Here is a 23,816-nt window from a genome sequence, read left to right as displayed (position 1 = left end):
GCCGTGCAACGAATCGCCGCCGACCCCGCCCCGGACGCAACGATTCGCTCACCGGCGCGCAACGGCTTCTCCTTGTTCCGCCGAGCCGGCCGACCGTACCGTCTATCTGACCCCCGCACCCCCGCGTACCTGTGAGGAACACGCATGCGCACCGCCCTGCTCCAGAGCTCCGGACGGCCCGGATCCGTCGTCGAGAACCTCAAGGTCCTCGACGAGGCCGCCGGCCGTGCCGCCGCCGCGGGCGCCGGGCTGCTGGTCACCTCGGAGATGTTCCTGACCGGGTACGCGATCGGCGACGACATCGCCCGGCTCGCCGAACCCGCCGACGGCGACGCGGCCGACGCGGTCGCCGAGACGGCCGCCCGGCACGGGCTCGCCGTCGCCTACGCCTACCCGGAACGCGCCGGCGACGCGGTCTTCAACTCCGTCCAGCTCGTCTGCGCGGACGGCACCCGTCTGGCGAACTACCGCAAGACCCACCTCTTCGGCCGCTTCGAGCACGACCACTTCACCCCGGGGGACCGGCCCGTGGTCCAGGCCGAGCTGAACGGCCTCACCGTCGGCCTGCTGATCTGCTACGACGTGGAGTTCCCGGAGAACGCCCGCGCCCACGCCCTGGCCGGCACCGACCTCCTGCTGGTGCCCACGGCTCTGATGCACCCCTTCCCGTTCGTCGCCGAGTCGGTCGTGCCGGTGCGGGCCTTCGAGAACCAGATGTACGTCGCGTACGTCAACCGGGTCGGCCGGGAGGGCGAGTTCGAGTTCGTGGGCCTGTCCACCCTCGCCGGTCCCGACGGGATCGCCCGCGCCCGGGCGGGCCGTGCGGAGGAACTCGTCCTCGCCGACGCGGATCCCGTGTTCCTCGCCGCCTCCCGCGAGAACAACCCGTACCTGGAGGACCGCCGTCCCGGCCTCCACGGATCCCTCGTCTGAATCCCCACGCCGTCTTCCCCGTGCAAGGAGCCCGTACCCCATGACGTCCACGGTGCCCAACGCCGTCGAGCACGCCGACGAGCAGCAGCCGCCGATCACCATGTTCGGCCCGGACTTCCCGTACGCGTACGACGACTTCCTCGCCCACCCGGCGGGCCTCGGCCAGGTCCCCGCGACCGAGCACGGCACCGAGGTTGCGGTCATCGGCGGCGGTCTGTCCGGCATCGTCGCCGCGTACGAGCTGATGAAGATGGGCCTCAAGCCGGTCGTGTACGAGGCCGACCGGATCGGCGGCCGGCTGCGGACCGTGGGCTTCGAGGGCTGCGACCCCTCCCTGACCGCCGAGATGGGCGCGATGCGCTTCCCGCCGTCCTCCACGGCGCTCCAGCACTACATCGACCTGGTGGGTCTCGAGACCCGCCCGTTCCCCAACCCCCTCGCCGAGGTGACCCCTTCGACCGTCGTCGACCTCAAGGGGGAGACGCACTACGCCGAGACCCTGGACGACCTGCCCCAGGTGTACCGGGACGTGGCCGACGCCTGGGCCACGTGCCTCGAGGAGGGCGCCGACTTCTCCGACATGAACCGCGCGATGCGCGAGCGGGACGTCCGGCGCATCCGCGAGATCTGGGCGCGGCTGGTCGAGAAGCTCGACAACCAGACCTTCTACGGCTTCCTCTGCGACTCCGAGGCCTTCAAGTCCTTCCGGCACCGCGAGATCTTCGGCCAGGTCGGCTTCGGCACCGGCGGCTGGGACACCGATTTCCCCAACTCCATCCTGGAGATCCTCCGGGTCGTCTACACCGAGGCCGACGACCACCACCGCGGCATCGTCGGCGGCTCCCAGCAGCTGCCGCTGCGCCTGTGGGAGCGCGAGCCGGAGAAGATCGTCCACTGGCCGTACGGCACCTCGCTGAAGTCCCTGCACGTGGACGGCGCGCCGCGTCCGGCGGTGACCCGGCTGCACCGCACCGCGGGCAACCACATCACGGTGACGGACGCGGACGGCGACATCCGCACGTACCGGGCGGCGATCTTCACCGCCCAGTCCTGGATGCTGCTCTCCAAGGTCGCCTGCGACGACTCCCTCTTCCCGATCGACCACTGGACGGCGATCGAGCGCACCCACTACATGGAGTCCAGCAAGCTCTTCGTGCCCGTCGACCGTCCCTTCTGGCGGGACAAGGCCGTCGACGACAGGGGGAACCCGACCGGCCGGGACGTGATGTCGATGACGCTCACCGACCGCATGACCCGCGGCACCTACCTGCTCGACAACGGCCCGGACCGGCCCGCCGTCATCTGCCTGTCCTACACCTGGTGCGACGACAGCCTGAAGTGGCTGCCGCTGTCCGCGAACGAGCGGATGGAGGTCATGCTGAAGTCGCTCGGCGAGATCTACCCGGGCGTCGACATCAGGAAGCACATCATCGGCAGCCCGGTCACGGTCTCCTGGGAGAACGAGCCCTACTTCATGGGCGCGTTCAAGGCCAACCTGCCCGGCCACTACCGCTACCAGCGGCGCCTGTTCACCCACTTCATGCAGGACCGGCTGCCCGAGGACAAGCGGGGCATCTTCCTCGCCGGCGACGACATCTCCTGGACGGCCGGCTGGGCCGAGGGCGCCGTCCAGACCGCGCTGAACGCGGTCTGGGGCGTCATGCACCACTTCGGCGGCGCGACCGACCCGGCCAATCCGGGCCCCGGCGACCTCTACGACGAGATCGCCCCGGTGGAACTGCCCGAGGACTGAGGCCCCCTCAGTCCGGCAGGGGCGTGAGCAGCATGCGGCCCGCGAAACCGACCGCCGTGTCCAGGCGCTCGGTGAACTCCTGGGCGACGTCCGGCAGACGGCGCAGCACCCACAGGGCCCGGGCCGCCGTCCAGGCGGCGTCCCGGGCGCGGTCCAGACTCCACGCGCCCAGCAGGTGGGTCAGCGGATCGGCGATCTGGAGCAGGTCGGGGCCCGGCATCAGATCCTCGCGGATGCGCTCCTCCAGCGAGACGAGGAGGTCGCCCACCCGGTCGAACTCGTCCTCCAGATCGACGGGGGCGCAGCCGAGCGCACGACAGGCGTCCACGACGGCGAGCGCGAGATCGTGGCCGATGTGCGCGTTGATGCCCGCCAGCGCGAACTGCAACGGGCGCACCCCGGGATGGCGGCGGAACTGGAACAGCGGACGCCAGCAGGCCGGTGGCCGCCGCTCCTCCAGCAGCGCCTCGACCGCCCGCAGGTAGCGCTCCGCGAACCGCACGTCCAGCGTGATCGCCGCCCGCGCGTCGGCGAACCGGCCCGCGTCGACGTCCCGGTCCACCGCCTCCGTCACGGTGAGGTAGACGCGGTTGAAGACCGCCAGCCCGTCCCGGTCCGGCAGGGCCGCGTCGAGGGCGCGCATACGGGAGACGACCGCGTCTACGGGCGTGAGGACCTGTTCGCTCTGCGCCATGAGCGCAGGGTCGCACCTTTGGGGTGGTGGCCGTGGCGGCGGGCCCGAGGCTTCCCCGGATCGGGGGAACGCGCCGCCGTGGGGGAGGGGGAGCAGGACTGTGCCGGGCTCGCGTGCCCGGCGCCTGGCCGCACGGAGGCACGAGCGCCGTCGCGCCGCCCGGCGGGGCACGGTGGTCGCGGTGGCCTCATCGTCGTCCTCGAGCCGGACTCCATCGCCCAGTCCGCGTGCCTCTCCGCGGGCGAGCGCGCCGACCGGTTCGCCTCGCCGGCCCGCGCCGGACGGGTGCTGAAGGACGCCGACCCCGGGGCGCGCGTCTACTTCGACGCCGGGCACTCCGGACGGAACGCGCCCGCGGAACAGGCCGGTCGGCTGCGCCGGGCCGGAGCCGCCTCGGCCGCCTCCTCCGACGGCGTCTTCAGCAACGTGTCCGACTTCCGTGCCACGGCCGACGAGGTCGCTCACGTCCGGGCCGTGCTCGACGCCCTCGGCGGCCCGCCGGGCCTCGGCGCGGTGATCGACACCAGCCGCAACGGCAACGGCGCCCCGGCCGGCGGCGAGTGGTGCGACCGGGCGGGCCGCAGGCTCGGCCGCGCCCCGGCGCTCGGTACCGGCGAGCCGGGGATCGACGCCCACCTGTGGGTGAAGCTGCCGGGGGAGTCGGACGGCTGCACGGGGGCGCCGGGCGCCTTCACCCCGTCGTACGCCTACGAGTTGGCCCGCTGAGGGCTCTCGTCGCCCGGGTCGCCCCTGCCGCTGTCGTCGTAGGAGGAGGTGCCCTCGTCGAGCAGCGGCTCCTGCGTCTTGAGGTGGGCGGGCGCGAAGGCGCGCAGCGCGTGGTAGCCGGTGATGACGACGAGCGTGCCCAGCGCGATGCCGCTGAGGGAGAAGGTGTCGGAGAACTCCATCGTCACGTTGCCGACGCCGATGATGATGCCCGCGGCGGCCGGTACCAGGTTCAGCGGATTGCGCAGGTCCACCTTTGCGTTGATCCAGATCTGGGCGCCGAGCAGGCCGATCATGCCGTACAGGATGACCGTGATCCCGCCGAGCACACCGCCGGGGATCGCGGCCACGACCGCGCCGAACTTCGGGCAGAGGCCGAACAGCAGGGCGAAGCACGCGGCGGCCCAGTACGCGGCGGTCGAGTAGACCCGGGTCGCCGCCATCACGCCGATGTTCTCGGAGTAGGTGGTGTTGGGCGGGCCGCCGACGGCGGTGGACAGCATGGAGCCGACGCCGTCGGCGGAGATGGCCGTGCCCAGCTTGTCGTCGAGGTTGTCGCCGGTCATCTCGCCGACGGCCTTGACGTGCCCGGCGTTCTCGGCGATCAGCGCGATGACGACCGGCAGGGCGACCAGGATCGCCGACCACTCGAAGGACGGGCCGTGCAGGTTCGGCAGCCCGAACCAGTCGGCCTGGCCCACACCGGACAGGTCCAGGCGCCAGTGGTCGGTGACCTTTCCGCTCGCGTCCGCGGAGTGGATCTGGCCGAAGACCAGGTCGAGGACCCAGGAGAGCGCGTACCCGAAGACCAGCCCGAGGAAGATCGCGACACGGGACCAGAAGCCCCGCAGGCACACCACCGCCAGGCCGGTGAACAGCATCACGGACAGGGCGGTCCACTGGTCCTGCGGCCAGTACGTGGCGGCGGTCACCGGCGCCAGGTTGAAGCCGATCAGCATCACCACCGCGCCGGTGACGATCGGCGGCATCGTGGCGTGGATGATCCGCGCCCCGAAACGCCGCACCGCGAGCCCCACCAGGAACAGCGCGGCCCCGACCACGAACACCGCGCCGGTCACGGTGGCGCTCGACCCGCCCTGGGCCCGGATGACCGCGGCGACGCCGACGAAGGAGAGCGAGCAGCCCAGGTAGCTGGGCACCCGCCCCCGGGTCGCCAGCAGGAAGACGATGGTCGCGACACCCGACATCATGATCGCGAGGTTGGGGTCCAGGCCCATGAGGACCGGGGCGACGAAGGACGCCCCGAACATGGCCACGACGTGCTGGGCGCCGAGCCCGACGGTGCGGGGCCAGGAGAGCCGTTCGTCGGGGCGGACCACCGCTCCGGGCGCCGGAGTGCGTCCGTCGCCGTGCAGTGTCCAGCGGACGCCGAGATTCATGGGTCGTCGCTTTCGTCGTACGTGCAGCGTGTCCGGACCATTGTCAGGGGTGAACAGGAGTGCTCCGCACGGCCCGACCGGGTGGGCCCGCCCCGGCTGAGCGACTGCTTAGGATGAGGGCGTGCCGCTGTTCGATGTATGCGGCATTCATCCCGTGCGTCCCAGGAGCCCCACCCGTGACCGTCGACGTCCCGACCGCCCCCGCCCCGTCCCACGGCCGGCTGATCCCCGTGACCGTCCACTTCGACGACCTCGACGCGCTGGGGCTGCTGCACAACGCCCGCTACCCGCTGCTGGTCGAGCGGGCCTGGACCGAGCTGTGGCAGGAGAAGGGCATCCGCTTCGAGGGCGACTGGGCCGCGGCCGGCGACGCCTGCAACGCGGTCAGGGAGTTCCGGATCGGCTACGAGGCGCCGGTGACCCGGACCGGCGCCCACGCCGTCCACCTCTGGCTGGACCGGCTCGGCACGACCGGGCTGACCTACGGCTTCCGCTTCTGTTCGCCGGACGGCGCGGTGACGTACGCGCGGGGCAGCCGGGTGCTGGTGCGGCTGGACGCCGGGACGCTGCGCCCGGCGCCCTGGAGCGAGGCGTTCAGGGCCGCGGCCCGGGAACTGCTGCGCCCGGACGCGTGATCGGCGTACGGTCCCCGGCGCGCAGGACCCTCGCGAAGCCGGCCAGGCCGCACGACAACACCGTGACCAGGACGAACGACACCATCAGACTGGTCGCCTGGGCCAGCAGCCCGATCGCGCTCGGAGCGATCAGGCCCGAGGTGTAGGTGATGGTCGCGACGCCCGCGATGGCCAGGCTCGGGTTGGGGCCGCTGCGCCCGGCGGCGGCGAAGCACAGCGGCACGACCACCGCGATGCCCAGGCCCATCAGGGCGAAACCGCCCATCGCCATCGCGGGGTGCCGCGCCAGGACGATCAGCAGTCCGCCGAGCACGGCGAGCGCCCCGCTCGCGCGGACCGTGCGGACGGCGCCGTAGCGGTCCACCACCCGGTCCCCGGCGATCCGGGCGATCGCCATGGTCAGGGTGAAACCGGTGGTGCAGGCGGCGGCGAGACCGGCCGAGGCGTCGAGCCGGTCGCGCAGGTAGACCGCCGACCAGTCCAGGCTCGCGCCCTCCGCGAACACCGCGCAGAACCCGATCGCGCCGATCAGCAGCGCGGAGCGCGGCGGCAGCGCGAACCTCGGCGGCGGCTCCTCGTCCTCGGCGGGCTGCAGATCCAGCACCCAGGCGCAGGCGGTGACGCCCACCGCCGTCAGGACGGCGGCCGCGAGCACGTGGTGCAGCCGGGCGTCCGCACCGAGGTGCGCGGCGAGCGTGCCGGCCGCCGAGCCGACCAGGGCGCCGACGCTCCACATGCCGTGCAGCCCGGACATGATCAACTTGTCGAGACGGTTCTCCACCTCCACGCCCAGCGCGTTCATCGCCACGTCGGACATGCCGGCCGTGGCGCCGTAGACGAACAGGACCAGGCAGAGCGTGAGCATGTTCGGGGCGAGCGAGGGGAGGACGAGCGCGAGCGTCCACAGGGCGATCAGTCCGCGCAGGGCGGCGCGGGCGCCGAAGCGGTGACTGATCCTCCCGGCGAGCGGCATCGCGACGGACGCGCCGAGCGCGGGGAAGGCGAGCGCCAGCCCGAGCTGCCCCGCGCCGACCCCGGCGTGGTCCTGGATCCACGGGACGCGGGTGGCGAACGAGCCGGTGACGGCGCCGTGCACGGCGAACACGGTGGCCACGGCGTACCGCGCCCGTCTCACCTCGAGCCGCCCATGGACCTCTGCACCCATCCGCCCCGCCCCTTCGGCCGTCCGTCCCGCGCGTGCCGCCGTAAACTATCAGGGAACCTGCCTGATGGATAAGTGGTTCACGGCTGACTCCGCACCGCCGGTCCCGGACCCGACCGGCCCCGCCGATCTGGGAGGATCCCGCCATGGCCGCATCCCCGAGCACCGCCAGAGCCATCAACGACCGGCTCGCCCTGCGTCTGCTCCAGCGGGAGGGCCCGCTGACGGCAGGCCGGCTGAAGCAGCTGACCGGGCTCTCCCGGCCGACCGTCGCCGACCTCGTCGAGCGCCTCACCGCCGCCGGTCTGGTCGCGGTGGTCGGAGAGGCGGGGGAGCAGCGGCGCGGACCCAACGCCAAGCTGTACGGCATCGTCGCCGGCCGGGCGCACCTGGCCGCGCTCGACGTGCGTACCGAAGGCGTCGCCGTGGTCGTCTCCGACCTCGTCGGCGAGGTCCTGGCCGAGTCCTCCGTGCCCATCACCGGGGAGGCGGGGACGGGGCCGGCCGTGGAGCGGGCGGTGGCGCTGGTCGAGCGGACGGTGAAGGAGGCGGGCGCCGACCGGCTGCACACCGTCGGGATCGGCGCGCCGGGACTGATCGACCCCGCGAGCGGCGCACTGCGCGACTCCACCGGCCTGCCCGAGTGGCACCGCCACCTGGTCGACGCGCTCCAGGAACGCCTCCCCGAGGCCCGCGTCAGCGTGGAGAACGAGACCAACCTCGCCGCACTGGCCGAGCAGCGCGACGGGGCGGCCGGCGACCGGGACACCTTCGTCCTGCTGTGGCTGGGCCACGGCACCGGCGCGGCCGTGATCCTCGACGGCGCCCTGCGCCGGGGTGCCTCCGGCGGCACGGGCGAGATCGGCTTCCTCCCGGTTCCGGGCACCGACGGCCTCCCGTCCGCCACGGACTGCGCGGGCGGCTTCCACTCCCTGGTCGGGGCGGCGGCGGTCGCGGAACTGGCGGCGGAGCACGGCCTCGTGACCGCCGCCGCGGCCGACCCGGCGGCGGCGGAGGCGGTACGGGCGGCCGCCCGGGAGGCCGGACCGGCGTCCGCCGGGGCGCGCTTCCTGGACGCGCTGGCCGACCGGATCGTGGTGGGCGTCGCGTCGGTGGTCGCCCTGCTGGACCCCGGGTGCGTGGTGCTGGGCGGGGAGGTCGGTCAGGCCGGCGGGGAGGCGCTCGCCTCCCGGGTGCGGGACCGCCTGGCCGTCGTCTCGCCCCTGCCCACCGAGGTGCGGGCCAGTGCCCTGGGCGGCGGCGCGGTCCTGCGGGGCGCGCTGCTGACCGCCCGGGACCGCGCCCAGGACGAGCTCTTCGGCTCCCCCGTGCCCTGGTGCTCCGACCCCGCCGGCTGATCCCGCCGGCGGTTTCGGCCCGTCCGGTCCGCACCCGCCGCGGAGCCGGGCGAGAGCCCCGGCGCCCCCTGCGGCCCCACCGGTGACGCCCCTGCCGGCCCGGCGGAGGCCCGCCCGCTCACCGGCGTCCCGCGCCCCCGAACCGCTCCGTCAGGAACTCGTCGAACGTGCGCTTGCCCACCGCCCGTTGCGGGGCCAGATGGCCGCCGGCGCGGAAGGCGCGGTAGGCCGCGCCGCGCAGGGGCACCTTCACCACCGCGCGACGGCGGCCCGTGGCCTTCAGATACGCGCGGGCCAGCGAGTCGAACGTCCGCACCTCCGGGCCGCCCATGTCCTCGACGCGACCCGCCGGCCCGCCCTGGGCCAGCTCCACCAGCCGTGCGGCGACTTCGGCGACATCGATCGGCTGGTCCTTCACACGGGCGGGCAGCGGCACGACCGGCGACCTGGACAGGCCCTGGAGGAGGGTGAGCACCAGATCGTGGAACTGGGTGGCGCGCAGCACCGTCCAGCCGAGCCCCGACTCCTCGACCAGCCGCTCCACCGCGTGCTTGGTCCGGTAGTAGCCGAAGGGCACCCGGTCGACGCCGACGATCGAGATGTACACCAGGTGCCCCACCCCGGCCCGCCGCGCCGCCGCGATCAGGTTCCGTGCCGCCCGCTCGTCACCACCGCGCGGCGAGGACGCGCAGTGCACGATCGTCTCCACCCCCTGGACCGCCGCGTCCAGCCCGCTCCCGCCCTCGCGCAGGTCGACGGCGTACGGCCGGGAGCTCCGGCTGAGCACCCGCACCTCGTGCCCGTCCGCCCGCAGCCGCTCGGTGACGAGCCGGCCGAGCGTTCCGGTACCACCGGTCACCAGGATCGTGGTCATGTCGTTCAGCCCTTTCGGACAGCGGGCGCTCCCCGCTGGAGCGCCCCTCGCCCACCGGACGGGCGGCCGCCGCGGAATGTGACACCGGCGCGAGGAGCCGTGGCCGCGGACCTCGCGCCGACGCCGGCCGACGGCGTCGAAGTCCGGCGGCGCACGAGGTCCAGCTTGTCCGGGTCCGCCGCGGTCCGCACCCGGGGGACGGGTCCGTTCGGCCGGGAGGGGCGGTCCGCCCCGGACCGGGCGCCGCACCGGCCGCCCGTGTGCGAGCGGCCCCGCGTCACGCGCCCACCACGGTGGCGTGGTGAGACCCGGCGGCGGGCAAGGGCCGTCGTCACCGCCGCCGGGCCGGTCTCGCGAGAGTCAGCAGGCTCCCTGGTGCTGGCGCAGACCCTAAAAGGACTAGACCACACCGTCAATAGGTATGGACCAATCTCGCGGCTCCCGGGTGCGGGGGCGGGAAGGGGGCGCCCCTCCGCCCCGTGCCCGGCGGGCCGGCGCCGCCCGCTGTGAGCCACCCCACACCTCCCGCCCCTATGAACGGCGATCGGGCATGGCACACTGACCCTGTACCAGTAGCAGCGCACTCCGGGGTCGGTGAAAGTCCGAACCGGCGGTTACAGTCCGCGACCCGGCCGCTTCCAGCGGTCGGTTGACCAGGTGAAATTCCTGGACCGACGGTTAAAGTCCGGATGGGAGGCAGTGCGCGGCGGGCGGGCATCATGCGCGCCGCCGTACCGGTTCGCCGTGGGCGAGCCCTGTCCGGCGTCGCCCCGGTGTCCTCGTCCGTACGATCTGTCGTCATCGACAGCCCCGGAGTCCGTGCCCGAAGAGGCAGGAGGACCCGGGAAGTGTTCACCGGAATCGTCGAAGAGCTGGGCGAGGTCACCGCCGTCGAGACCCTCGACGACGCCTGTCGCTTCCGGCTGCGCGGACCCGTGGTCACCGAGGACGCGAAACACGGGGACTCCATCGCCGTCAACGGCGTCTGCCTCACCGTCGTCGAGCACGAGGGCGACGAGTTCACCGCCGACGTGATGGCCGAGACCCTGAACCGCTCCAGCCTCGGCGCCCTCGCCGTCGGCTCCCGCGTCAACCTCGAGCGCCCCATGGCCCTGGGCGCCCGCCTCGGCGGCCACATCGTGCAGGGGCACGTCGACGGCACCGGCGAGATCCTCGAGCGCAAGCCGTCCGAGAACTGGGAGGTCGTGAAGGTCTCCCTCCCGGCGGACCTCTCCCGCTACGTGGTGGAGAAGGGCTCCATCACCGTCGACGGCATCAGCCTCACCGTCGTCGACGCCGGCCCCGACTTCTTCACGGTCAGCCTGATCCCCACCACCCTCGCCCTGACCACGCTCGGCCTCAAGCAGCCCGGCGACCCGGTCAACCTCGAGGTGGACGTCATCGCCAAGTACGTCGAGCGGATGATCGGCGACCGGGCCCTCGGAGAGGGGGCCGCGCGGTGAACTGGCTCAACTCCGAGGCCTTCGTCCTCTTCGACCAGCACATCAAGTGGTCGGACATGATCGGCAACGTGATCGGTCTGACCGCCCTGGCCCTCGGCTGGCGGCGTTCCATCTGGACCTGGCCCGCCCAGTTCGTCTCCGGCCTGATCCTCTTCACCGCCTTCGCCACCGCCCACCTCTCCGGCAGCGCAGGCAAGCAGATCGTCGTGATGCTCGTCGCCGCCTGGGGCTTCTGGCAGTGGAACCGCGGCCGCCGGCAGGCGCAGGACGGCTCCGTCGCGGTCCGCTTCGCCACCTGGCGCGAGCGCGGTGCGCTGTGCGCCGCCGCGGCCGCCGGCACCCTCGCCGTCGGCGGACTGTTCACCCTCTACCCGTCCCTGTCCTGGGACCCCTGGCCGGACGCCTACATCTTCGTCGGCACGATCGTCGCCATGTACGCCCAGGCCCGCGGCATGGTCGAGTTCTGGATCGCCTGGCTGCTCGTCGACCTCGTCGGCGTCCCCCTGAACTTCGCCAACGGCTTCGCCTTCTCCGGCTTCGTCTACGTCATCTACGGCGCGCTGGTCCTGTGGGGACTGCGCGACTGGTGGCTGCGCTCCCGCACCGCGCGGCCCGCCCTGGAAGGAGCGCCCGCATGACCGTCCTCACGTCCCCCGGCCCCGCCCTGAGCGAAGCTCCCCCGGAGCAGAGGGACCGGGGGGACCACCACCGCACCGCCCCTTCGATCCCTCCCGTCCTCTACGGCGCCGACGGAGTCGAGGACCTCACCCTCGACCCGGTCGAGCAGGCCGTCGCCGACATCGCGGCCGGCCGCCCGGTCGTGGTCGTCGACGACGAGGACCGCGAGAACGAGGGCGACCTCGTCATCGCCGCCGAGAAGGCCACCCCCGAGATCGTCGCCTTCATGATGAGCGAGTGCCGCGGGCTGATCTGCGCCCCCATGGAGGGCGAGGAGCTGGACCGGCTGCGGCTCCCGCAGATGGTGGACGACAACACCGAGTCGATGAAGACCGCGTTCACCGTCTCCGTGGACGCCTCCGCCGCCCACGGCGTGACCACCGGCATCTCGGCCGCCGACCGCGCCACCACGCTCCGGCTGCTGGCCGGCGGCACGGCCGGCCCCGCCGACTTCGTCCGCCCCGGGCACGTCTTCCCGCTGCGCGCCCGCCCGGGCGGTGTGCTGGTGCGCAACGGCCACACCGAGGCCGCCGTCGACCTCGCCCGCCTCGCCGGCCTGCGCCCGGCCGGGGCCATCGTCGAGATCGCCGGCGAGGACGGCCGGATGCTGCGGCTGCCCGAGCTGGTCCCCTTCGCCCGCAAGCACGGTCTGACGATCATCTCCATCGAGGACCTGATCGCCTACCGGCGCTCCCCCGAGCCCCCGGCTCCCCCGGAGGCTCCCCGCGAGACCCCGCTCGAGCAGGGGGTGCCCTCGCCCGGGCCCACCGTCCGCCGCGAGGCCGAGGTGCACCTGCCCACCGCGCACGGCACCTTCGCCGCCTACGGCTACCGCTCCACCCTCGACGGCGTCGAGCACGTCGCCCTCGTCCACGGCGAGATCGGCGACGGCGAGGACGTCCTCGTCCGCGTCCACTCCGAGTGCCTCACCGGCGACGTCTTCGGCTCCCGGCGCTGCGACTGCGGCCCCCAGCTGGACGCCTCCCTGGAGCGCATCCGGAAGGAGGACCGGGGCGTGGTGGTCTACCTGCGCGGACACGAGGGGCGCGGCATCGGCCTGATGTCCAAGCTGCGCGCCTACGAGCTCCAGGAACGCGGCCGGGACACCCTCGACGCCAACCTCGAGCTCGGCCTGCCCGCCGACGCCCGCGACTACGGCGCCGGCGCGCGGATCCTCGCCGACCTCGGGGTGCGCAGCGTCCGCCTGATGACCAACAACCCCGACAAGTCCGACGCGCTCGTCCGGCACGGCATCGAGGTCGTCGGCCGCGAGCCGATGCCCGTCACCGCGAGCGAGCACAACCTCCGCTACCTGCGCACCAAGCGGGACCGGATGGGCCACGACCTGCCCTGGCTGGACACGCCGACCGTGCCCGCCTGCGGCAACCAGTAAGAGAACACCGAGGAGACACGTGAGCGGCAAGGGTGCACCGGAACTGTCCGTACGAGACGTGGGGGACCTGCGGGTCGCCGTCATCGCGGCGCAGTGGCACGAGAAGGTGATGGACGGACTGGTCGACGGCGCCCTGCGCGCCCTGCACGACCTCGGCATCGACGAGCCGACCCTGCTCAGGGTCCCCGGCAGCTGGGAGCTCCCGGTCGTCGCCAAGGTCCTGGCCGGCCGGGGCTACGACGCGGTCGTCGCCCTCGGCGTCGTCATCCGGGGCGGCACGCCCCACTTCGACTACGTGTGCCAGGGCGTCACCCAGGGCCTCACCCAGGTCTCGGTCGACACCGGTGTGCCCGTCGGCTTCGGCGTGCTCACCTGCGACACCGAGGAGCAGGCCCTGGACCGCGCCGGACTGGCCGGCTCCAGCGAGGACAAGGGGCACGAGGCGGTCACCGCGGCGGTGGCGACCGCGGCGACGCTGCGTTCAGTATCCGAACCCTGGCGGTGAGGAACGCCCGTCACCGCGTAGGGTAAGGACCACCATGTCCAAGAAGACGTTCGAGGAGCTCTTCACCGAGCTCCAGCACAAGGCCGCCCACGGCGATCCCGCCACCTCCCGCACCGCCGAGCTGGTGGACAAGGGCGTCCATGCCATCGGGAAGAAGGTCGTCGAGGAGGCCGCCGAGGTCTGGATGGCCGCCGAGTACGAGGGCAAGGAGGCGGCCGCCGAGGAGATCTCGCAGCTGCTGTACCACGTCCAGGTGATGATGGTCGCCCGCGGCATCTCCCTCGACGACGTCTACGCCCACCTGTGACCGCGCGTTCCCGCCGACACCCCCGCCACACGAAGGAAGCCGACCTCATGCTGCGCATCGCCGTCCCCAACAAGGGTTCACTGTCCGGCCCTGCGGCGGAGATGCTGCATGAGGCCGGCTACCAGCAGCGCCGCGAGTCCAAGGAACTGCGGATCGTCGACCCGGGGAACGAGGTCGAGTTCTTCTACCTCCGCCCCCGCGACATCGCGATCTACGTCTCCTCCGGCCGCCTCGACATCGGCATCACCGGCCGCGACCTGCTCGTCGACTCCGGCGCCAGGGCCGAGGAGATCCTCCCGCTGGGCTTCGCCCGCTCCACCTTCCGCTACGCCACCAAGCCCGGCACGGCGAGCAGCCTGAGCGACCTGAACGGCAAGACGGTCGCCACCTCCTACGAGGGCATCGTCGCGAAGCACCTGGCCGACCAGGGCATCGACGCCTCCGTCGTCCACCTCGACGGCGCCGTCGAGACCGCCATCGAGCTGGGCGTCGCCGAGGTCATCGCCGACGTCGTCGAGACCGGCACCTCCCTGCGCAACGCGGGCCTGGAGGCATTCGGCGAGCCGATCATGAAGTCCGAGGCGGTCGTCGTCCGCCGCGCCGGCGGCACCGACGAGACCGACGGGACCGTCGAGCCCAAGGTGCAGCAGTTCCTGCGCCGCCTCCAGGGCGTCCTGGTCGCGCGGACGTACGTGATGATGGACTACGACTGCCGGGTCGAGCAGTTGGAGAAGGCCGTCGCGCTGACCCCGGGCCTGGAGTCCCCGACCGTGTCCCCGCTGCACAACGAGGGCTGGGTCGCCGTCCGCGCGATGGTCCCGTCCAAGGAGGCACAGCGGATCATGGACGACCTCTACGACATCGGCGCACGCGCCATCCTCACCACCGCCATCCACGCCTGCCGCCTCTGACCGCGCCCCCGGAGCACCACCATGTCGGACGCCAGCCAGGGCGGGCTCCCCGCCCTGCCCGTCACCTTCCGGCCGCGCAGCACCCGAGTGGTGCTGCTCGTGGCCGCCGCCGCGCTCTTCGTGGTCATTACCCTGGTCGCCCTGCTGCTGCCGCAGCTCGGCGCGGGAGAGCGGATCAGCTTCGTGTTCACCGCCGCGCTGCTGGCGGGCGTGCTGTGCCTGCTGGCGCGGCCGAAGGTCGTCGCCGACGAGACGGGCGTCACCGTCGTCAACATCACGAACAAACGCCGCCTGGAATGGCCGGAGATCCTTCAGGTGAATCTCCGGTCGGGTGATCCGTGGGTCTTCCTCGACCTCAGCGACGGCACCAGCCTGCCCGCGCTCGGCATCCAGCCGGGCATGGCCAGGCAGCGGGCCATCGCCGACGCCCGGGCCCTGCGGGCGCTCGTCGAGGCCCGTTCCACGGCCGGGCCGGAGCCGACCCGGGACTGAGGCGCGGGACACGGCGGAGTCGTTCACCCTGCCGTGGCCACCCCCGCGGTGATTAATCTGGTGGGCGAAGGCGCGACGACCGCGCCTTCGCCCCTGCTGCCCCGCCCGGCGCACCAGGGGGTCCTGCTACCCGAGGAGTGACTCCCTCCGGCGATGGACGGATCGTCCTGCAGTACCTGCGCCGCCCCCTGCCGACATAGCGCGGACCGATTCCACCCGGGACGCACTGATGCGGAGGCGGCGGCCTCATGACCACCCCCCTGCTGCTCCTGGCAGCCGCTTTCCTGCTGATCCTCGCCAACGGATTCTTCGTGGCCGCCGAGTTCGGCCTGGTCACCGTCGAGCGGCCGGACGCCGAGCGGGCCGCGGCCGGCGGAGACCGGCGCGCCCGCCGTGTCGTCGAGTCCCTCAAGGAGCTGTCCTTCCAGCTCTCCGGCACCCAGCTCGGCATCACCCTCACCTCCCTGGTCGTCGGCATGCTCGCCCAACCGGCGCTCGCCCGGCTGCTGGGCGGCCCGTTCACGGCGACCGGCATCCCCGCGGGCGCCGTACCCGGCGTCTCGATCGTCGTCGGCATGCTGCTGGCCTCGGCCGTGCAGATGGTGATCGGCGAGCTCGTCCCCAAGAACTGGGCGGTCTCCCGCCCCCTGCAGGTCGCGCGCTTCGTGGCCGGCCCGCAGCACGTCTTCGCGCGCCTGTTCCGCCCGGTCATCGCCGGGCTGAACGCCGTCGCCAACCGCCTGGTGCGCGCCCTGGGGATCGAGCCCGCCGAGGAACTGGCCTCCGCCCGCACCCCCGGCGAACTCGTCTCCCTGGCCCGGCACTCCGCCCGGGCCGGCGCCCTGGAGCAGGACACCGCGGACCTCTTCGTGCGCACCCTGTTCCTGGGCGAGCTGACCGCGCAGCACGTCATGACCCCGCGCGTGAAGGTCAGCGCCCTGCAGTCCTCGGCGACCGCCGCGGACGTCGTCAACCTCACCCGGGCCACCGGTCTGTCCCGCTTCCCCGTCTACCGGGAGCGGATCGACGAGATCGTCGGCATGGTCCACCTCAAGGACGCCCTCGCGGTCCCCGTGCGCGACCGGCTGCGCACCCCCGTGGGCCGCATCGCCCGCCCGGCGCTGCTCGTCCCCGAGACCCTGCCCGTACGACCGCTGCTGAAGCGGCTGCGCAGCGAGCAGCCCATCGCGGTCGTCGTCGACGAGTACGGCGGCACCGCCGGCGTCGTCACGCTGGAGGACATCGTCGAGGAGATCGTCGGCGAGGTCCGCGACGAGCACGACGGGCAGGACGTCCCCGAACTCGTCGCCGCCCCGCCGGAGGGCGGCAACCCCGCCTGGGACGTCGACGGCGGCGTCCGCGTCGACGTCCTGCGGCGCATGGGCCTGGAGGTGCCCGAGGGCCCGTACGAGACGGTCGCCGGCCTGGTCGCCGATCTGCTCGGCCGGATCCCGGCCGTCGGCGACCACGCGGAACTGCCCGGCTGGCGGCTGTCGGTGCGCCGGGTCGGCCACTACCGCGCGGAGCGGCTCCGCCTGGTCAGGACGGCTCCGCTGCCGCTCGTGGAGGCGGCCGGATGAGCGTGCTGCCCCTCCTCCTCGCCGCGCTGCTCGTGCTCGCCAACGGCTTCTTCGTCGGCGCCGAGTTCGCGCTCGTGTCGGTCCGCCGCAGCCAGATCGAACCGCTCGGCACCGCCCGCGCCCGCCAGGTCCTGTACGGCCTGGAGCACCTGCCGCAGATGATGGCGGCGGCCCAGTTCGGCATCACCGTCTGCTCGCTGACGCTCGGCGCGGTCGCCGAACCGACGGTCGCCCACCTGCTGGAGCCGGTCTTCGAGTGGATCCACCTGCCGCACGGCATGATCCACCCGCTCGGCTACGTCATCGCGCTCGCCGTCGTGGTCTTCTTCCACCTCGTCATCGGCGAGATGGTCCCGAAGAACCTCGCGATGGCGGCCCCCGAGAAGGCCGCGCTGTGGCTGAGCCCCGGCCTGGTCTGGTTCGCCCGCCTGTGCGGGCCGGTCACCCTCGCGTTCGGCGCCTGCGCCCGGGCCGTCCTGCGGCTCTTCCGCGTGGAGCCGAAGGACGAGGTCGAGGCCGTCTTCACCAGCGAGCAGCTCAACCGGCTCGTGGAGGACGCCGGCCAGGCGGGCCTCCTCGACCCCGAGGAGGCCGAACGCCTGGAGGACGCCCTGGAGTTGGGTTCCCGCCCGGTCACGGACGTGCTGCTGGGGCACGAGTCGCTGGTGACGGTCGGCCCCGGGGTCACCCCGGCGCGGATCGTGGAGCTCACCGCCCGCACGGGATACTCCCGCTTCCCGGTGGCCGCGGCCGACGGCGCCTTCCTGGGCTATCTGCACGTGAAGGACGTACTGGACCTGGAGGACGTCGAGCGGGCCGTGCCCCGGCGGCTCTGGCGGCCCATGACGACCCTGAGGCCCGAACTCCCGCTGGACGACGCCCTCACCGTGATGCGCCGCGCCGCGACCCATCTCGCCCAGGTGGCCGACGCGTCCGGCAGGGTACTGGGCCTGGTCGCCCTGGAGGACGTCCTGGAGCTCCTGGTGGGCGAGGTACGCGACCCCGCGCACCGGGAGGAGCCCGGGGCGGCGCCGGAGACCGGGGCGGACGGCAGCGCGGTCGGCACGGCCGGCGCCGGGCCGACCGGGTCCAGGAGCGGCGCCCAGGAGGAGGCGCTCACCGGCTGAACCCGGTCCGCGGCACGGGCCGCGGGACCCGCCGGCGTCACGCCGACGACGGGTCCTGCGGCCCCCTGCCCGACAGCACCTCTCCGTACGCCTGCATCAGGTCCGGCAGCCGCAGCGTCGCCAGGTCCTCCCGCGTCAGGGTCCCCGGGTACACCGACAGCCGCAGGTCCCGGTACGCGCAGCTCTTCTCGTACAGCGTCCGCAGGAACCGCCCGTTGCCCAGCTCGTCGATCCACCCCTGGTCCACCACGTGCCCGGCGACCGACCGCAGCTCCTCCAGCGCCTCCTCGTCCCACAGGTCGCCGTTCTCGGCGGCGAGCACCTTGCCGATCTCGGTGAGTTCGCCGGGGCGGTAGGAGGGGAAGTCCACGCGGGTGGTGAAGCGCGAGGACAGTCCGGGGTTGGCGGCCAGCAACCGGTCCATGCCCTCCGGATAGCCGGCCAGGATCACCACCAGGTGGTCGCGGTTGTCCTCGGCCCGTTTCAGCAGCACCTGGAGCGCCTCGTCGCCGTACGCGTCGCCCTTGCCGTAACCGGAGTTGGAGAGGGCGTAGGCCTCGTCGACGAACAGCACGCCACCGAGCGCGGAGTCGATCAGTTCATTGGCCTTCACGGCCGTCTGCCCGAGGTACTCGCCGACCAGGTCCGCCCGCTGGGCCTCCACCAGGTGGTCGCCGCCGAGCAGGCCGAGGGCGTAGAAGACGCGGCCCAGGATGCGGGCCACGGTGGTCTTGCCGGTGCCGGAGGGTCCGGAGAAGACGAAGTGGCGTTTCGGCGGCTGCACCGGCAGCCCCTGCCCGGCCCGCAGCCGGGCCATGTTCAGCTGCGCCGACAACGCCTTGACCTGCCGTTTCACCGGCTCCAGACCCACCATGCGCTCCAGTTCGGCGAGCGCTTCCTCCAGTAACGCGGGATCGGTGGGGCCCGTGGGCAGGGAGGACACCGAGGCGCCCGCCTTCTCGCGCACCGCCGGGCCGATGACCGGCGGGAGGGGGGCGGGCGGCGGCTCGGGCTCGGAGAGCCTGAGGTCGCGGCCCTCGGTGCCGAAGAGCGGGTCGAGCGTGTCCGGGCCGTCCACCGCGTCCTGGCCCGCGCCGGTGAGCGTGATCGCGGCGAGGTCGGCGGACTCGTCGTACCCGTCGCCCTCGGTGATCGCGGCGAGCCGGGCCGCGGTGTCCATGAAGGCCGGGTCGACCCGGTGCACGGCCCGGTACAGCGGGAGCGCCGCGGCGCTACGCCCCGTCCCCTCGTGGGCGCGCGCCAGCCAGTAGCGCAGTTCCTTGCGCTGCGGCTGTTCGCTGCGGCACCGCATCAGGGCCGCCGACAGCAGCGGTTCGGCCTGCCCGTACATCTCCAGGCGGACCCGGGCCATGCCGCCGAACAGACCCGCCTCGATGCCGAGCACCGGGTCGTCGAGCAGCGGGTCGGTGTGCCGGACGAGCTGCTCCCAGTCCTTGACCAGATAGGCGCGGCAGGAGTGCAGGAACCGGACCTGCGCATCGGTGTCCACCGGGGGCAGCCCGGCGAGCGCCCGGTCCAGCTCGGGGACGTGGCGTCCGTCCAGCCAGTGGGAGGCGTGCGCCAGCAGCAGGTCGCGGGGGCTCTCCAGCACCGGCTGCACCCACCAGCCCAGCCAGTACCAGGAGTTGAGGGCGCGCTGGTGCCGGGCGCGCTGTTCGCCGAAGCGGTCCCGGTGCCGGAACATCCTCAGCAGCGCCGTCGTCGTGTCGACGCGCAGCGCGTGCAGTCCGAGCCAGCCGTCGGCCATGCCCGGGTCGATGCGCACCGCGGCCCGGAACTCCTCCTCCGCCTGCGGATAGGCGCCCATCGTGTAGGCGTCCACGCCCCGCAGCCAGGCGAGGTCGGCCGGGGGCTGCGGGCCCTGCGTGCCGAAGTCCATCACGTCCCCCACGAACCGTGCCCCCGTCGGTGTGCCGGCCCTCGTCCGTCGGCTCCCTGTGGTCGAACCTCTGCGCCGCGGACCGGAGTTGCAAGGTGCGCGAAGCAGCGTCCGTAGGTCGCACCGAGGTGCATCGTACCTGCGGCGGCGTCACCTCCGTAGGGTGCCGTGCACGCCATGGGGCACGGCGGGAGGGGGAGCGCGGAGCGGGCGTCGTGACCGAGGGTGATCGTCATATGCCGCTGGCGCACGCGGAACGCGAAAAGGGCAGAACGAAGCCCCCGATCACGGGGGAACAACCGGGGGCTTCGCGTCTGCGGGCGGCTCCTGAGGGCCGCGCATTGAGAACGTAAGTCCTGTACGGCCCCCCGGTCAAGCCGTGTTGGAGCACTCGGGCAACTTGTCCGACACCGCTCTTCACAGGATCACCACACTGCGGATGGTCCGTCACCGTGTGTGAGCGGAGGGCCGGATTCGGCGGTCCCGGCAGGCCCGGGAACCACCTCGTACCCCTCGTCGCCCTGCCGCACCAGAAGGTCGGCGAAGGGCCGCGAGGGGTCGCCGGCGAAATGCTCGCGCTCCGCCCCGACCCATCCGTCCCAGAACTCCCGCTGTTCCTCCCCGTCCCGCGCCCGCCCCCGGGACCACGACTCCTCCGGGGGCAGGTCCATCCACAGCAGCAGCGCCAGATGCGGGCGCACGTCCCGGCGCCCCGCCCCGACGCCCTCCACGACGACCACGGGGGCGGGCGGCAGCGGGCGGGGCGGTCCGAAGCGGCGGGCCCGCCAGTCGTAGGGGCAGTAGTGCGCGGTCTCGCCGCGGCCGAGCGGCTCGATCACCTGGCTCAGCAGCCGTCCGGTCCAGCCGAACAGTTCCTCGTGGCTCGCGATGTCGTCGAGGTGCAGCACCGGGGCCCCGTCCAGGGCCTGGGCCAACCGTCCGGCGAACGTGGACTTCCCGGACCCGGCGTGCCCGTCGACGCCGATGAGCCGGACCGGGCCGCACGAGGGGGCGAGCCGGCGGATGCGGGAGGCGAGAGCGTGGATGACTGGTTCCCGGGGTCGGGCGGAAGGGGTGACGGGAGCACTCTAGGACGCCGCCCGGAAGGGGGAGCCGCAGGTCCCGCCATTGGTCGAGTCCCCTGTCGATCGACGCGGCGCGGCCCTAGGTGCTGGCAGGATCGGTTCCGCTGTGTTCATAGTTGGCGCACACCCGCTCCATCCGGCGGACGCACGCCGTCCGTCCGGCCGTGCCACTGGACCTGCCCCGACTCCGACACCTGGGGGACCCCACCCATGAGCAGAGCCGAACTGCCGTCCCGCAGAACCCTCCTGGCCGCCGCGGTCGTCACCGCCGTCGCCGGCTCCGCGGGCCCGGCGTCCGCCGCCACCGCGACCGCCACCGCGGACGCCGGCCGGGCCGCCGCCCGCCCCGTGGACAACCGGGCCTGGACCTCGTACAGCGACTGGCGCACGGGCGGCGCCGACGGGACCCGCGCCGTCGCCGGGGCCCGCCCCGGTCTCGTGATCGCGAAACCCGCCGGCACCACGCACTACACCGACCCGCACACCGGCACCACGGCCGCCTGGGAGTACGCGACGTGGACCTCGCCCGTCCACCGGCTCGCCGTCCCGGCGACGGAGGCGATCGCCTCCTGGAACGCGCACACCCCCGACGGCACCTGGCTCCAGGTCGAACTGAAGGGCACGTACTCCGACGGCACGGACACCCCCTGGTACGTCATGGGCCGCTGGGCGGCCGGTGACCGGGACATCCGGCGGACCTCGGTGGACGACCAGGGCGACGGCAGGAGCAGCGTCTGGACCGACACCCTCGCCGTCGACGCCCCGGCCTCCGGCCTGCGCATCGCCTCCTACCGGCTGCGGCTGACCCTGTACCGCCGTCCCGGCACGGCGCTCACCCCGACCGTGTGGCGGGTCGGCGCGATGGGCTCCGACGTCCCCGACCGGTTCACCGTCCCCGCCTCCCGGCCCCGCCTGGCCCGGGAACTGATCGTCCCGCGCTATTCGCAGGAGATCCACAAGGGCCGGTACCCCGAGTACGACAACGGCGGCGAGGCCTGGTGCAGCCCGACCTCCTCGCAGATGATCATCGAGTACTGGGGCGGCCGGCTCACCGCGGAGCAGCTGGCCTGGGTGGACCCGTCGTACACCGACCCGCAGGTGTGCCACGCGGCCCGGTCCACCTACGACCACCAGTACGCCGGCTGCGGCAACTGGCCGTTCAACGCCGCCTACGCGGCCACCTTCGCGGACCTGCAGGGCGTGGTCACGCGCCTGGGCTCCCTCGCCGACCTGGAGACGCTGATCGCGGCCGGCATCCCGGCCATCACGTCCCAGTCCTTCCTCGCGGAGGAGCTCACCGGGGCGGGGTACGGCACCTCCGGGCACCTGATGACCGTGATCGGCTTCACCGCCGACGGCGACGTGATCGCCAACGACCCGGCGTCCCCGAGCAACGAGGCCGTGCGGCGCGTCTACCGACGGCGCGAGTGGGAGAACATCTGGCTCAGGACCAAGCGGTACAACGCCTCGGGCAAGGTCGTCTCCGGCACCGGCGGAGTCTGCTACCTGTACTTCCCGGCGCGCCCGACCCCGAGCCAGCGCAAGGCGCTCGCGGCGGTGGGAGTGCGCTGATCCGGCGCGGTCGGCGGGCCCCGCGCGGCCGGGGCCCGCCGCTCGTGTGACCAACGTCTCGGCCGCGAAAGCCGCCGCCGGTGGCAAGGTGGACAGGGTCGCGGGGGGAGCCCGCGGCACCGTCGAGACCAGCGAGAAGCCATGACCGCGAACATCGCCACCGTCACCCGTGTCCGTACCGGCGGCCCTCGTGAGGACGGGCCGAAGATCCTCGAGCACCTCGCGGGATGGACCCTCGTCGTGGTCGTCGCGATGCTCGTGACCCGGCTCGGACTGCTGTGAGCTGCGCCGTCGCACCGCTGTGACCTGGTCCACCCGGGCCTGTCATACTGCGGGTGTCCCGCCGCCCGCAGGAAACCAGGGTCGAAATTGAATATCAGTCGACAGCCTTCGGTGCGCCCCGGAGTGCGCGGCACCGAGCGCTCGCTGGCGCGCCGTGCCGAACTCATCGCCATCGGGCGGAGGTTGTTCGCCGACACGTCCTACGACGCGCTCTCCATGGATGACATCGCGCGCCAGGCCCATGTCGCCAAGGGACTGATCTACTACTACTTCCACTCCAAGCGGGGCTACTACCTGGCGATCATCCAGGACTCGGTGGCCGGTCTGGTCACCTTCGCGGGGAGCGGGGGCGAGCTGCCGCCCGTGGAGCGGGTGCACCGCACCATCGACAGCTATCTGCGGTACGCCGAGCACAACCAGGCCGCCTACCGCACCATCGTCAGCGGCGGGGTCGGTTTCGACGCCGAGGTGCACGCGATCCGGGACGAGGTGCGCGAGGCGATCGTCGCGACCATCGCGGAGGGCGCCTACGGCCGCACCGACATCGCGCCGCTGGCGCGGATGGGGCTGCTGTCCTGGGTGTGCAGCGTGGAGGGCGCCGCGCTGGACTGGATCAACCGCGGTGAGCTGCCTCGCGAGACCATGCGCGAACTGCTGGTGAAGACGCTCGGCGGCGCCCTGCGCGCCATCGAGGAAATGGACCCCGCCCATCCGGCCCCGCGGCCCGCCCGCCGCGACACCTGAGCCCCTCGGCGTCCGCGCCCGGCCGCCCCGGCAGGGGAGCCGGGCCTGCGCGGCCGGGGCGCGGACCGGTCCGGAGGGGCGCGGAGGTTTCTTGAAGTAAGCGGTCGTTAACTGGTGACTCGATGGCGCCGATCGGGCATACTCACAGCGCACAGCCGCTGGTCAGCAGCTTCCGAGACCCGGGAATGCGAGCATCGGCCAGGCACCGATATCCCGGCGGAGCCGCCCCACCCAAGGCGCAC

The 23,816-nt window shown here is 73.1% G+C and carries 22 protein-coding genes, 1 pseudogene and 1 riboswitch; of the genes and pseudogenes, 17 read left to right on the top strand and 6 right to left on the bottom strand.

Features of this window, described 5'->3' with window-relative positions; all coding sequences use genetic code 11:
• The first annotated feature begins 144 nt into the window (after positions 1-144).
• On the top strand, positions 145-933 hold the full coding sequence (locus tag CP969_RS08220) for a carbon-nitrogen hydrolase family protein (RefSeq protein WP_004990726.1): 789 nt from the start codon (positions 145-147) through the stop codon (positions 931-933).
• Positions 934-973: 40 nt separating this feature from the next.
• Positions 974-2,686: a flavin monoamine oxidase family protein gene (locus CP969_RS08215; protein ID WP_004990727.1), complete on the top strand. Its 1,713-nt coding sequence runs from the start codon at positions 974-976 to the stop codon at positions 2,684-2,686.
• A 7-nt stretch (positions 2,687-2,693) separates the two neighbouring features.
• Here CP969_RS08215 and CP969_RS08210 read toward each other — a convergent pair whose 3' ends face one another.
• Positions 2,694-3,380, bottom strand: coding sequence for a DUF5995 family protein (locus CP969_RS08210; RefSeq protein ID WP_016827127.1), 687 nt, complete (start codon positions 3,378-3,380; stop codon positions 2,694-2,696).
• A 174-nt stretch (positions 3,381-3,554) separates the two neighbouring features.
• Here CP969_RS08210 and CP969_RS08205 point away from each other — a divergent pair.
• Positions 3,555-4,106: pseudogene (locus CP969_RS08205) on the top strand (glycoside hydrolase family 6 protein); the annotation flags it as partial.
• Here CP969_RS08205 and CP969_RS08200 read toward each other — a convergent pair.
• Positions 4,088-5,506, bottom strand: coding sequence for a uracil-xanthine permease family protein (locus tag CP969_RS08200; RefSeq protein WP_004990734.1), 1,419 nt, complete (start codon positions 5,504-5,506; stop codon positions 4,088-4,090). The pseudogene CP969_RS08205 and the gene CP969_RS08200 overlap by 19 nt on opposite strands.
• 176 nt (positions 5,507-5,682) lie before the next feature.
• On the opposite strand from CP969_RS08200, the gene CP969_RS08195 reads away from it, so the two are divergent.
• Complete coding sequence (locus CP969_RS08195) at positions 5,683-6,141, top strand: acyl-CoA thioesterase (protein WP_004990736.1); 459 nt, start codon at positions 5,683-5,685, stop codon at positions 6,139-6,141.
• Here the strand turns inward: CP969_RS08195 and CP969_RS08190 are convergent.
• Entirely contained in the window at positions 6,101-7,306 is a 1,206-nt protein-coding gene (locus CP969_RS08190) for an MFS transporter (RefSeq protein ID WP_026085334.1), read from the bottom strand. The genes CP969_RS08195 and CP969_RS08190 overlap by 41 nt on opposite strands.
• A 143-nt stretch (positions 7,307-7,449) precedes the next feature.
• Between CP969_RS08190 and CP969_RS08185 the strand changes: the two genes are divergently transcribed.
• A complete protein-coding gene (locus tag CP969_RS08185; RefSeq protein ID WP_004990747.1) occupies positions 7,450-8,661 on the top strand; it encodes an ROK family transcriptional regulator in 1,212 nt (403 codons plus the stop codon).
• Positions 8,662-8,779: 118 nt separating this feature from the next.
• On the opposite strand, the gene CP969_RS08180 is transcribed toward CP969_RS08185, so the two are convergent.
• Positions 8,780-9,535: an SDR family oxidoreductase gene (locus CP969_RS08180; protein ID WP_016827132.1), complete on the bottom strand. Its 756-nt coding sequence runs from the start codon at positions 9,533-9,535 to the stop codon at positions 8,780-8,782.
• Positions 9,536-10,111: 576 nt separating this feature from the next.
• Positions 10,112-10,242, top strand: a riboswitch (FMN riboswitch).
• Positions 10,243-10,383: 141 nt separating this feature from the next.
• Between CP969_RS08180 and CP969_RS08175 the strand changes: the two genes are divergently transcribed.
• From CP969_RS08175 to CP969_RS08135, 9 genes are all read left to right on the top strand, one after another.
• The gene (locus tag CP969_RS08175; protein WP_004990755.1) at positions 10,384-10,998 is read left to right on the top strand and encodes a riboflavin synthase; all 615 of its coding nucleotides are present in this window, start codon (positions 10,384-10,386) and stop codon (positions 10,996-10,998) included.
• Positions 10,995-11,636, top strand: coding sequence for a nicotinamide mononucleotide transporter family protein (locus CP969_RS08170; RefSeq protein ID WP_004990757.1), 642 nt, complete (start codon positions 10,995-10,997; stop codon positions 11,634-11,636). The genes CP969_RS08175 and CP969_RS08170 overlap by 4 nt, the downstream gene beginning before the upstream one ends.
• Positions 11,633-13,069, top strand: coding sequence for a bifunctional 3,4-dihydroxy-2-butanone-4-phosphate synthase/GTP cyclohydrolase II (locus CP969_RS08165; protein WP_016827133.1), 1,437 nt, complete (start codon positions 11,633-11,635; stop codon positions 13,067-13,069). Before CP969_RS08170 ends, CP969_RS08165 begins: the two co-directional genes overlap by 4 nt.
• Positions 13,070-13,088: 19 nt before the next feature.
• Entirely contained in the window at positions 13,089-13,574 is a 486-nt protein-coding gene (gene ribH / locus CP969_RS08160; RefSeq protein ID WP_004990761.1) for a 6,7-dimethyl-8-ribityllumazine synthase, read from the top strand.
• A 34-nt stretch (positions 13,575-13,608) separates the two neighbouring features.
• Positions 13,609-13,881 (top strand): phosphoribosyl-ATP diphosphatase, encoded by a 273-nt coding sequence (locus CP969_RS08155; protein ID WP_004990764.1) that lies wholly within the window; start codon positions 13,609-13,611, stop codon positions 13,879-13,881.
• A 47-nt stretch (positions 13,882-13,928) separates the two neighbouring features.
• The gene (gene hisG, locus CP969_RS08150) at positions 13,929-14,792 is read left to right on the top strand and encodes an ATP phosphoribosyltransferase (RefSeq protein WP_004990765.1); all 864 of its coding nucleotides are present in this window, start codon (positions 13,929-13,931) and stop codon (positions 14,790-14,792) included.
• A 21-nt stretch (positions 14,793-14,813) separates the two neighbouring features.
• A complete protein-coding gene (locus CP969_RS08145) occupies positions 14,814-15,284 on the top strand; it encodes a PH domain-containing protein (RefSeq protein WP_004990767.1) in 471 nt (156 codons plus the stop codon).
• Between the two features lie 248 nt (positions 15,285-15,532).
• A complete protein-coding gene (locus CP969_RS08140) occupies positions 15,533-16,864 on the top strand; it encodes a hemolysin family protein (RefSeq protein WP_016827135.1) in 1,332 nt (443 codons plus the stop codon).
• Positions 16,861-17,991 carry a hemolysin family protein gene (locus CP969_RS08135; RefSeq protein ID WP_016827137.1) on the top strand — a complete coding sequence of 377 codons (1,131 nt, stop codon included), beginning with the start codon at positions 16,861-16,863 and terminating at the stop codon, positions 17,989-17,991. The genes CP969_RS08140 and CP969_RS08135 overlap by 4 nt, the downstream gene beginning before the upstream one ends.
• A 37-nt stretch (positions 17,992-18,028) precedes the next feature.
• Here CP969_RS08135 and CP969_RS08130 read toward each other — a convergent pair whose 3' ends face one another.
• Together CP969_RS08130 and CP969_RS08125 are read right to left on the bottom strand one after the other, a co-directional pair.
• Positions 18,029-19,891 carry an AAA family ATPase gene (locus CP969_RS08130; protein WP_026085336.1) on the bottom strand — a complete coding sequence of 621 codons (1,863 nt, stop codon included), beginning with the start codon at positions 19,889-19,891 and terminating at the stop codon, positions 18,029-18,031.
• Positions 19,892-20,316: 425 nt separating this feature from the next.
• Complete coding sequence (locus tag CP969_RS08125) at positions 20,317-20,826, bottom strand: nucleoside/nucleotide kinase family protein (RefSeq protein WP_016827141.1); 510 nt, start codon at positions 20,824-20,826, stop codon at positions 20,317-20,319.
• Positions 20,827-21,186: 360 nt separating this feature from the next.
• On the opposite strand from CP969_RS08125, the gene CP969_RS08120 reads away from it, so the two are divergent.
• The 3 genes from CP969_RS08120 to CP969_RS08110 all read left to right on the top strand — a co-directional run bounded on the left by CP969_RS08120 (position 21,187) and on the right by CP969_RS08110 (position 23,574).
• Positions 21,187-22,548, top strand: coding sequence for a peptidase C39 family protein (locus CP969_RS08120; protein ID WP_016827143.1), 1,362 nt, complete (start codon positions 21,187-21,189; stop codon positions 22,546-22,548).
• 141 nt (positions 22,549-22,689) lie between these two features.
• A complete protein-coding gene (locus tag CP969_RS08115; protein WP_016827144.1) occupies positions 22,690-22,830 on the top strand; it encodes an SCO1431 family membrane protein in 141 nt (46 codons plus the stop codon).
• A gap of 87 nt (positions 22,831-22,917) precedes the next feature.
• Positions 22,918-23,574, top strand: a complete 657-nt coding sequence (locus CP969_RS08110) for a TetR/AcrR family transcriptional regulator (protein ID WP_026085337.1) — start codon at positions 22,918-22,920, stop codon at positions 23,572-23,574.
• The last annotated feature ends 242 nt before the right edge of the window (positions 23,575-23,816 follow it).

Origin of the sequence: Streptomyces viridosporus T7A (genome assembly GCF_008704515.1) — a bacterium.
Classification (GTDB): Bacteria; Actinomycetota; Actinomycetes; order Streptomycetales; family Streptomycetaceae; genus Streptomyces; species Streptomyces viridosporus.
The sequence above is the reverse complement of the archived record's forward strand: the minus strand, read 5'-3'. Positions and strand labels throughout refer to the sequence as shown.